This window comes from Vibrio sp. T20 (genome assembly GCF_007858795.1).
Lineage (GTDB): Bacteria > Pseudomonadota > Gammaproteobacteria > Enterobacterales > Vibrionaceae > Vibrio > Vibrio satsumensis.
Genome location: NZ_VFEB01000012.1, coordinates 45,311 through 55,725, shown reverse-complemented (window position 1 = coordinate 55,725; position 10,415 = coordinate 45,311). Strand labels below are relative to the sequence as shown.

9 protein-coding genes are annotated in these 10,415 nt (G+C 44.6%); 4 read left to right on the top strand and 5 right to left on the bottom strand.

Going from position 1 to position 10,415, the window contains the following annotated elements; all coding sequences use genetic code 11:
• Positions 1-719: 719 nt before the first annotated feature.
• Genes FTW16_RS01390 through hemC form a run of 4 tightly spaced genes read right to left on the bottom strand, consistent with a single transcriptional unit; the run spans position 720 to position 4,816 of the window.
• Entirely contained in the window at positions 720-1,901 is a 1,182-nt protein-coding gene (locus FTW16_RS01390) for a heme biosynthesis protein HemY (protein ID WP_146489797.1), read from the bottom strand.
• Positions 1,901-3,127 carry a uroporphyrinogen-III C-methyltransferase gene (locus FTW16_RS01385; protein WP_146489796.1) on the bottom strand — a complete coding sequence of 409 codons (1,227 nt, stop codon included), beginning with the start codon at positions 3,125-3,127 and terminating at the stop codon, positions 1,901-1,903. Before FTW16_RS01385 ends, FTW16_RS01390 begins: the two co-directional genes overlap by 1 nt.
• A gap of 19 nt (positions 3,128-3,146) precedes the next feature.
• Positions 3,147-3,875 carry a uroporphyrinogen-III synthase gene (locus tag FTW16_RS01380; protein WP_132982608.1) on the bottom strand — a complete coding sequence of 243 codons (729 nt, stop codon included), beginning with the start codon at positions 3,873-3,875 and terminating at the stop codon, positions 3,147-3,149.
• 2 nt (positions 3,876-3,877) lie between these two features.
• Positions 3,878-4,816, bottom strand: a complete 939-nt coding sequence (gene hemC / locus FTW16_RS01375; RefSeq protein WP_019825210.1) for a hydroxymethylbilane synthase — start codon at positions 4,814-4,816, stop codon at positions 3,878-3,880.
• Positions 4,817-5,160: 344 nt separating this feature from the next.
• On the opposite strand from hemC, the gene FTW16_RS01370 reads away from it, so the two are divergent.
• Positions 5,161-7,689 carry a class I adenylate cyclase gene (locus FTW16_RS01370; RefSeq protein WP_132982607.1) on the top strand — a complete coding sequence of 843 codons (2,529 nt, stop codon included), beginning with the start codon at positions 5,161-5,163 and terminating at the stop codon, positions 7,687-7,689.
• Positions 7,690-7,758: 69 nt separating this feature from the next.
• On the opposite strand, the gene cyaY is transcribed toward FTW16_RS01370, so the two are convergent.
• Complete coding sequence (cyaY, locus tag FTW16_RS01365) at positions 7,759-8,073, bottom strand: iron donor protein CyaY (RefSeq protein WP_132982606.1); 315 nt, start codon at positions 8,071-8,073, stop codon at positions 7,759-7,761.
• 75 nt (positions 8,074-8,148) lie between these two features.
• Between cyaY and lptM the strand changes: the two genes are divergently transcribed.
• The 3 genes from lptM to dapF are packed head-to-tail and all read left to right on the top strand — an operon-like array spanning position 8,149 to position 10,402.
• Positions 8,149-8,265 carry an LPS translocon maturation chaperone LptM gene (lptM, locus tag FTW16_RS24885; RefSeq protein ID WP_407829960.1) on the top strand — a complete coding sequence of 39 codons (117 nt, stop codon included), beginning with the start codon at positions 8,149-8,151 and terminating at the stop codon, positions 8,263-8,265.
• A 41-nt stretch (positions 8,266-8,306) separates the two neighbouring features.
• Entirely contained in the window at positions 8,307-9,560 is a 1,254-nt protein-coding gene (gene lysA / locus FTW16_RS01355; RefSeq protein ID WP_061019782.1) for a diaminopimelate decarboxylase, read from the top strand.
• Between the two features lie 11 nt (positions 9,561-9,571).
• A complete protein-coding gene (gene dapF, locus FTW16_RS01350; RefSeq protein ID WP_132982605.1) occupies positions 9,572-10,402 on the top strand; it encodes a diaminopimelate epimerase in 831 nt (276 codons plus the stop codon).
• Positions 10,403-10,415: the final 13 nt, after the last annotated feature.

The window sequence follows — 10,415 nt, the reverse complement described above, 5'->3', positions numbered from 1 at the left end:
TTAAAGAAAAGTGTTTTTCTCTAGCAGAATCAGTCCCACAAAGGTTTAGTCCTCAATTGGCGACCCTGCGTTTAGCGTTCTCGCTACTCCCTTCATTACGTATTAGAAACCCTAGTTTGACGACTAGGCTTTCGTCGTTTCCGATATCTGAGTTTTATTATCTGTCTCCGAGATCTTTACTTCCTATTAATTTGAACTGGCTGATAAAGATGCTTCGTTTTTAATAACAAGGTTTTGTTGGTCTGTAACTCTTGCTTTATCCCTTTTACTTCATGAATGAATCTACAGGGTTGTTACGTGAAGCCTCGGTTATAACGGTTTATAGTTGGACTATTGATGGCTATTTTGTTAATTCAGCGTGACTTTAAGTGGGCATCTGTCTGCGGGTAAATATCTTTAAACGCCTTTTCTCAAGGTGATCTCCATTTACTCTTGGGCTTAAAGGTGTCACTTTTCTCTATGATTCCTCTTGAATCTCTTCTAAGAGCTTGTTTATAAAAATCGTAAACTACATACAGACACAATTAAAGTAGTTCTATGTGTGTTTGGGAGGCCCTAACGCACAATTTCATAGTTACTTTAATACACTTGGTTTGGTGGGGAAGGCGAGTAAGGGCTCGATAGATTATGGTTTATAAGTATCGTTGAGGTTATCTGGGGATAAACAACAGATATAAAAAAGCCGATGCTGGGCATCGGCTTCGTTGAGTTGCTTCGAGTTAAGCGGGTTGAACTAGAGCGAGCGCTTTACGAGAAACCTCGTGAGCTGCTTTCGTTAAGTTTTGCTTCTCTAGTGCGTCAGATAGATATCCGTAATCTGAAACATTTGAACGAAGTGCTAGCGCTTTCTCAAAGTGGCTTTGTGCTTCTGCCCACTTCTGCTCTCTTAGGTAGAACTGAGCCAATGCGCTGTGTGCTTCAGCATTGCTACCATCTTTACTGATAGCGCGTTCTAGCATAACCACGACTGGGTGGTGATCAGCAAGGTTTAGCTCAGGAAGCAACATATAGAGTTCATTTGAACCACTCTTCGCGATGTTCTCTTTAATCACTGTGAAGGCTTCTGAATCAGCTTTACGAGCGATCAGTTGTTTCACAAAACAGGAAACAAGATGAGAGCTTTGTTTCTGCTTTCTGGAAAGCTTGTTCCAATGGCTGATTAAACCTTCGCTACCTTGCTGCTGTGCCACATCGTGAAGTAAGCCACATTGTGCTTTCTGCTCCAACTCAACTTGCTCTTCAGCTGTAAGAAGCTTGTTCTTAGCTAGCTTAGGCGTTAGCTCTAACAATGGCTGCCACAACTTAAGCTGCATGTAAGTGGCTTTTAGCAGGCCAAGTACAGCAGTGTTATTCGGGTACGAACCTTTCAATGTTGAAAGTGTATCGAAAGCCGCTTCGTAGTTCGATTCACTGATCTGTTGTTTAGCCTTGGTTAGCTCAACGGCAAGTAATGAGTTGTCTTGCTGGCTAGCGAGCTCGATGTATTTGTCACGTTCACCCGTATTCCCTTGTTCGTGTGCCGCTTGAGAAGCGACTAAATAACAAAGCAGCGGCATGTCGTGGTGGTTAGCCCAACGAGTTACCTTCTTCTCTGCGCCTTTCCAGTCACCTTCAAGAAGTTTGATGATGCCTTCATTGGTATAACGACGAGAGCGTTTCAGTTTACGAACACTGAACCAGTTCCAAGTTGTCGAGCTTGCGTACATAAGCTTTTTAAACAAGTACTCTAAGCCGAACAGAGCAGCTAGAAGAGCAATAACAAAGATAACCAGTGTTGTCACGCTCATCTCAATGGTCTTATTGGCAATTGAGATCAGAACGTAGCCTTGTTGACCAGAGAACTGAGTACCAACAATTAACCCAGCACCGAGAACGAGAAAAAGAAAAATCCAACGAATCATTATTTTTCCTCCGTGGTCATAACGGTGACTTCACGTCGTAGGCGCTCACGTATCACATCTGATAACTCATTCTGAGACTCAAGCTTTACAGGGTATTTCACAGAGATGTTCTGTTCACTTAACTGTTTAATCGCTTTCTCAAATTCAATGACTGAGTTGTTATCTTGGTTTAGGTACGCTTTCGACCACTCGCTAGCGGTATTAAGAGCTACACTATAGAGTTCACCTTGCTCTTTGTAGACGGCGCGAATAGCGGTCTCTAATTTACCTTTGATGTTTTCACGCAGGTAGAAGTGTTGCTCAGGAGAAAGTAGAGGGATAACTTCGCCATCACGACTGCGGAATGTGATGAAGTTTTCTGAGAAGTCTTTCATCGACGTCATCAGGTTATTTTGCCAATCATTAATATCTTGCGATACTGCTTTTTTCTCAACAATTGCGGCTTCTGGAAGAATAGCATTGGCAAGTGGCAGCGAATCGACTTGCTGCTGAAGACTTGTGATGCGTAGAACTAAGCCATCACGGTCGATCAGAGGAATAGTGCGAAGCTTGGTAATGTCATTGGTCATTGATTGACGCAGTGACACTAAGCTAGGGTCGTTCAGTGCTGCGATACGTTGATCGGCACTTTCCATTAACTTAGTTGCGCTAACGGCATCATGCTCTAGAAACAGTTTACGTCCTGCTAGTTTCACAAGGTAATCGGCTTCGGCAAGTAACCAGTCATTCGGGCGGCGACCTTTAACGTCAGCCACTGCTAACTGTAGGCTTTGAATGCTCTTTTGCTGTTGAGACTGTACTACCTGAGTTTTCTCCACCGCGTGCGACGCTTCTTGGATAGTCTCTTGCTTGATGGTTTGCAGGTCTTTATTTACTGCAGATTGGGTATTCTGAAGTTGCGCTTGAAGAGTGGCGATTTGAGCTGAGTACTCAGCACTCTTTTGCTGCATTTGAAATGCGATACCGCCACTGAAAATAATAGAAATAGCGATCGCAATAGCACCTAGCTTGACACCGCGCTTACCTTGCTTTTCTGCTTTCTCTATTTGCTCTTTATGCTCAGCTTGAGGCTGTTCATTATTAGCGGTATTTGAGATAGAGGCATCGAGCTTCTGTTCAGATTGTTTTGTCTCTGTAGAGTCAGCTTTTTCGTTTTCAACAACTACTGGCTGAGTGTCTTGTTTCTTTTCAGGTTCAATATGCTCATTATTTTTTTTGCTTGTCATGCTTATTTCCTGTTTCTAGCTAGGGCCGGAGAGCAGCCAGTAATATTTGGTTCGTAGCACTGTGAGTATTGGTCACGTTCGAGAAACCGAGTTGTTGTGCTCGTTCTACAATGCGCTGGCTTGGGACAAATAGATGTCTTGTTGACAGCCAAGCCAAATACTCATCAGGGGTAATTGAGCAGAGATACTCCAATTGTTCCTGACTAGTGATGACAACTTTGGACGCTTTTTTGTTTATCCATGTTTGATAGGTATTGTGGTCGCTAATGGGAATATATTCTCTACGGTAGGTCTCACAATAAGAGACTTGTGCACCTCGATTGAGTAGGGAATCTCTAATGAGCTCACGCCCACCATTACCACGTAGTATCAAAACGGACTTATTTTCTACGCCATTAAGTTCAGTAAGTTTAAGAAGATGTTCACTATCACTAACTTGAGGGTAGTTTACTTTTTGTTTACAGACTTTGCTTAAAACGTGCGCAGTTTTTTGACCAACGCCAAGATAAAGCGGCGAAGTGGGCCAAATGGATGAGGTTTTCGAAAGGATGTTTTGAGCAGCGGTCACGGCGTGGTGACTGACTGCAATAATGATATCGCTGTTATTAAGCTGGGTGCTTAAATCCGAAGAGTTTGGATTATCAACGATACGAATCAGCGGATGATGGATTGCTTGAATTCCTTCATCCGCTAGTTGTTGGCAAAGCGATTGCCCCTCTGAACCAGGGCGAGTCACCAACACAGTCATGGTTATTCTTGGTCAGCGTAGAGTTTGGTTAGGATTTCTCTTGCACCATCATCCAGCAATTGATTTGCTAGAGTCACGCCAAGCGCTTCTGCGTCTTTACGAGGACCAGAGATCTCACCACGAACCATCTTCGAACCGTCCGGTTCACCAACTAATGCACGTAGCCAGATGTTGTTGCCATCTAATAGTGAATAGCTACCGATAGGCACCTGGCAACCACCTTCTAGAGTAAGGTTCATTGCTCGCTCGCAAAGTACACGATCAGCCGTGTCTTTATGATTCAGCGGCTCAAGAAGCTTGATTAGACGTTCATCATCTAGACGGCACTCAATACCAACAGCGCCTTGGCCTACAGCTGGTAGAGACTGTTCTGGTTCGATGAAGCTGCGAATACGCTCTTCTAGCTCTAAACGCTTAAGGCCAGCAGCAGCCAGTACGATCGCATCGTATTGACCATCATCGAGTTTACCTAGACGAGTACCAACGTTGCCGCGCAGCTCTTTGATGATTAAGTCAGGGCGAGACTCAAGTAATTGACACTGACGACGCAGGCTGCATGTACCCACGACGGCACCTTGTGGTAGCTCGTCGATATTGTTGTAGGTATTTGAAACGAAAGCATCACGAGGATCTTCACGTTCACAAATCGTCACCAGACCTAGACCTTCTGGGAAGTCTACTGGGACATCTTTCATTGAGTGAACTGCTAGGTCAGCACGACCTTCTAGCATTGCTACTTCAAGTTCTTTAACGAACAGGCCCTTACCGCCAACTTTAGCAAGCGGAGTATCGAGGATGATGTCACCTTTGGTCACCATAGTTACCAACTCAACCTCTAAACCAGGGTGAGCAGCTTGCAGTGCATCCCTTACAAAGTATGCCTGCCAAAGGGCAAGAGGGCTTTTTCTGGTCGCGATACGGATTGGTGCTGAATTTGTCATGGTGGTTCCGATATAGGTTCTGTAATAGCCTAATCCTACCATTATGAGGCGAGAATTCTTACTGTTTGATCATTCGATACTTTGATAGCTGAGAGATTTTCATTAGTTCACCAAAATAGTGTGATTGGTATCTCATTTGAAACATGGGCTATTATTAGAAATAGTCAATAAAGAGGACACTACGGCGCCGTGAGTTTAACTTTCTGTCATCAAGGAATTGACCAGTATGACGGATTCCTTTGCTTTACCACTAAGGGTAAAAGTGTTAAATTGATCACGTTTTGTTGCTGCTTTCGTTCAGTAACTAAACAGAACTGCACTTAACCTCAAACCAAGGACTTACCTTGCAGGCTTACACTCAAACTTTGATTCAACGATTAGACAATCTAAATCAGCAGCGCATTGATCGTGCGTTGGCGTTGATGAATGTGCAAGGCCAGCGAGTTTTCAACCTTATTCCCGCACTGCTTCACTTCAATCACCCGATGATGCCGGGTTATTATGACCAACAAGTTCCTTTTGGAATTCGTAGCTTCACGCTTAATGAATTCCAAAAGCAATTTGTCTCTGATACCGAATTAACGCTGGGTGGCAAACTTACCGAGGCTGCTGAACCTGCAATCCTTGGCTTGTACACCATGGGTAGTACTTCTTCTATTGGGCAAAGTACCTCAAGTGATCTTGATATCTGGGTGTGTGTGTCTCCAGATATGGATGGCGCATCTCGTGATAGCCTTACCAACAAATGTTTGCTGATTACCGATTGGGCTGAGACCTTAGGTGTGGAAGCTAACTTCTTCTTGATGGATGAACAGCGTTTCCGTTCGAATCATTCGGAAGAGATGACCGGTGATAACTGTGGTTCTTCACAGCACTTGTTACTGCTTGATGAGTTCTATCGCTCAGCGGTTCGTTTAGCCGGTCAACGTTTGTTGTGGCAAATCATTCCGCCTGAAATGGAAGAGTGCTACGACGAGTATGTTCAAGGTTTATGTCAGGACGGCTATCTTGATTGCTCGCAGTGGATCGATTTCGGTAAGCTAAATCGTATTCCCGCTGAAGAGTACTTTGGTTCAAATCTATGGCAGCTCTATAAGAGTATCGACTCTCCGTATAAATCGGTGTTAAAGGCGATCCTGTTAGAAGCCTATTCATGGGAATACCCAAACACTCAACTGCTGAGTATTGATACCAAGCGTCGCTTCTTCGCGGATGAACCGGATCTGTATGGCATGGATAGCTACTATCTGATGCTTGAGAAGGTAACGCGCTATCTAGAACGCATTAACGACCACACTCGATTGGACTTGGTGAGACGTTGTTTCTACCTTAAGACCCACGAGAAGTTGTCACGAGATGCGGGCATTGGTTCTGTTGCGTGGCGTCGTGAAGCCTTAACTGAGATGACTAAGTCTTGGAATTGGGGACATGAAACCATTGCTGAGCTCGATAACCGCCGTAACTGGAAGGTTGAGCAGGTTAAAGTGGTACACCATGCACTGCTTGATGCCTTGATGCTGAGCTATCGTAATCTGATTCAATTTGCGCGTCGCAACGACATCACTTCTGCAATTAGCCCACAAGATATTAGTATTTTGGCGCGTAAGCTTTACGCTGCGTTTGAGGTATTGCCAGGTAAAGTGACGTTACTGAATCCGCAAATCTCTCCTGATCTACATGAACCAGACTTGAGCTTTATCGAAGTTCGTCAGGGTCAGTCGAATAAAGCCGGCTGGTACCTGTATAAGCAACCATTGGTAGCGCATCGTATTCTTGGTCAGCCTTCACTTGAGCACCATGAGTACTTGAGTAAATTGGTTGCTTGGTCATTCTTTAATGGCTTGATTACGGAGTCGACGCGTTTGCACTCTGTGGTGCGTGATGCTCACATTGATATCGATAAGTTCTATCAAATGGTGAGCGATCTGCGTAATACGTTTTCTTTGCGTAAGCGTCGCCCGAGTATGCAAGCACTGGCGAGTCCGTGTGAGATAAGCCAGCTCGCGATGTTCATCAACTTTGAAAATGACCCAACTTCTGAGTTAAGTGGTCGTGCATTAAAAGTGGACCTCAAGAATGCTGATATCTTCAGCTTTGGTGAAGAAGGTAAGAGCTTAGTCGGCAGTGTCGATCTGGTTTATCGTAACTCTTGGCATGAAGTACGTACGCTTCATTTCCAAGGTGATACAGCAATGTTGGATGCACTTAAAACGGTTCTTGGCAAAATGCACCAAGATGCGTTGCCGCCAGAGTCGGTTGATGTGTTCTGTTACAGCAAAAACCTGCGTGGTGTGATGCGTAATATGGTGTATCAACTGCTTGCTGAGTGTATCGACTTACGATTGAAACCGATTGAACCAGAGAAGCGTCGCCGCTTTAAGGCTATTCGTTTAGCTAATAAGATGTTTGGCCTGTTCTTCGAGCGTCGTGGTGTATCGGTACAGATGTTGGAAAACTCGGTTGATTTCTACCGTAGTATCTCAACCAATAAGTTGAAGGGTTCACCGTTACTGATGCTCGATAAAGAGCAGGAGTATCAACTGCCAGAAGTGGTGGATGGTTTTGCGAGTGAGGGTTTAATTCAGTTCTTCTTTGAAGATACCGATAAAGGTTTCAATATCTATGTATTGGACGAGTCGAATCAAGTAGAGGTGTATCACCAGTACAATGGTGAAAAAGATGAGATGATCGCGAACGTGAATTCTTTCTACACATCGGTAAAAGATGAGTCGAAGATGTCGTCTAAGTTGATTAACTTTAATTTACCTCAGTACTACCAGATCGTGCACCCTGAAGAGGGTAACTCTTATGTTGTGCCTTACCGTAACGACGCTACCTTGTCTTCTCGGAGCTCAAAGATAGTCAACATTTAGGTTATTTAGACTGATTGATACTAAAAAGGAGTGATTGATTCACTCCTTTTTAGTTTTGCTTACAAATGATTAGACCCAATCAATCTCTTCACCTGCGTGCTTCACGCATTCTTCTTTAACCATCTCAAACAGCTCCATGCCCGTCTTAGAACATGTCCATTTGTTATTGATCAGCTTGAAGTGAAAGCCACCAGATTTAGACGCTAACCAGATTTCTTTCATTGGTTCTTGGCGGTTGATAATGATTTGGCTGCGGTTCTCAAACTCGAGCGTCATTACGTTACCAGTCACTTCGTAATCAATATCTGCCTCTGATTCATCGATAGCTTCTTCGATGTTTTGCATCTGTATATCGACCAGCTGATGAAATTCAGTCTCGTTCATCCTTTCTATCCTATTGCTTTTCTTGAGTGTGGTGCGATTATAGGGGGCATTGAGTTAATAATCACGATATGCAAAATGAAAAAATTAATTACCGCTCTGTTTATGGTGTCCGTTATTGGACTTTCTGGTTGTGGTCAAACGGGTCCGTTATACGATCCTGATGAAGTTCAGCAGACTGAACAATCACAATAAGTGAAACACGCAGAAATCGTTATTTATAAGGGATAAGAACTTTGGATTACTTCAACTATCAGGAAGATGGCCAGCTTTGGGCTGAGGACGTCGCACTTTCACAACTCGCAGAGCAATATGGTACGCCGCTGTATGTATACTCTCGTGCAACATTAGAGCGTCATTGGAACGCGTTTGACTCATCGGTTGGTGAGCATCCGCACTTGGTGTGTTATGCCGTTAAAGCTAACTCGAACCTTGGCGTGTTGAATACTTTGGCTCGTTTGGGTTCAGGTTTTGACATTGTTTCTGGCGGTGAGTTAGAGCGTGTAGTAGCTGCTGGTGGCGATCCGGCAAAAGTTGTGTTCTCTGGTGTCGGTAAAACAGCTGCTGAAATGAAGCGCGCACTTGAGTTGAACATTAAGTGTTTCAACGTAGAGTCTGAGCCAGAACTTGAGCGACTGAATAAAGTTGCTGGTGAGCTTGGTGTTAAAGCGCCAATTTCATTACGTATCAACCCAGATGTTGATGCCAACACTCACCCTTATATTTCTACTGGTCTGCGTGATAACAAGTTTGGTATTGCTTTCGACCGTGCTCCAGCCGTTTATGCGTTTGCACAAACACTCGATAACTTGTCTATTCATGGTATTGATTGCCACATTGGTTCTCAGCTAACGGATATCGAACCTTTCATTGATGCTACCGATCGCCTGCTTGCACTGATCGACCAACTACGAGCTGATGGTATCAACATCAAACACCTTGATGTCGGTGGCGGATTGGGTGTGGTTTACCGTGATGAATTACCACCACAGCCTTCAGATTACGCGAAAGCCTTATTGGCTCGCCTAGAGAATCATTCTGATCTAGAGCTGATTTTCGAGCCTGGAAGAGCGATTGCTGCTAACGCTGGTGTATTATTAACAAAAGTCGAGTTCCTCAAGCCAACCGAACACAAGAACTTTGCCATCATCGATGCAGCAATGAACGACCTGATGCGTCCAGCGCTTTACCAAGCTTGGCAAGATATTGTTCCAGTTAGCCCGAGACAGGGTGAAGCCGTGACTTACGATTTGGTTGGCCCAATTTGTGAGACGGGTGATTTCCTAGGTAAAGATCGTGACCTTGTTCTTGAAGAAGGTGATCTGCTAGCAGTTCGTTCTGCGGGCGCTTATGGCTTCGCGATGTCATCTAACTACAACACTCGTTCGCGTGCGGCTGAAGTGATGGTTGATGGCGATAAAACTCATTTGGTTCGTCAGCGTGAAGAGCTTGCGAGTCTATGGGAACTTGAAAACATTCTTCCGGAGTAATTTTAAGCGTTATGCACTTCCACTTTTCTAAAATGCATGGTTTGGGCAATGATTTCATGGTCGTGGACTGCATTACTCAAAATATTTTCTTTTCTCCAGATTTGATCCGCCGTTTGGCGGATCGTCACACTGGTGTGGGTTTCGATCAGCTACTTGTGGTTGAGGCTCCTTATGATCCTGAAACTGATTTCCATTACCGCATATTCAATGCGGATGGCAGTGAAGTGGAGCAGTGTGGTAATGGGGCTCGTTGTTTTGCACGATTCGTTCGCATGAAAGGCTTAACGAATAAGTACAGTATCAACGTCAGCACCAAGAAAGGTAAAATGGTTCTCAAAATTGAAGAGAATGACCTGATCACGGTGAACATGGGTATTCCTGAGTTCGAACCAGGTAAGATTCCATTCAAGGCCAAGCAGCCAGAGAAGACGTATATCCTGAGAACGGATGTACATACTTTGTTCTGTGGTGCGGTAAGCATGGGTAACCCACATGTGGTTACCGTCGTTGATGATGTCGATACTGCTGATGTGGACATCCTAGGTCCGCTTCTCGAATCACACGAACGTTTCCCTGAGCGTGTTAATGCTGGTTTTATGCAAGTGGTTAGCCGTGAAGAAGTTCGTTTGCGTGTTTACGAACGTGGCGCGGGTGAAACTCAGGCATGTGGCAGCGGAGCGTGTGGCGCAGTTGCCGTTGGTATCACTCAAGGCTTACTGGCTGAGAATGTGAAGGTTCGTCTACCAGGCGGTGACTTACACATTAGCTGGCAAGGCCCGGGTAAACCTCTGTTTATGACCGGCCCGGCAACGCATGTGTTTGATGGTCAACTTTCTTGCTAATAACGATTTATAA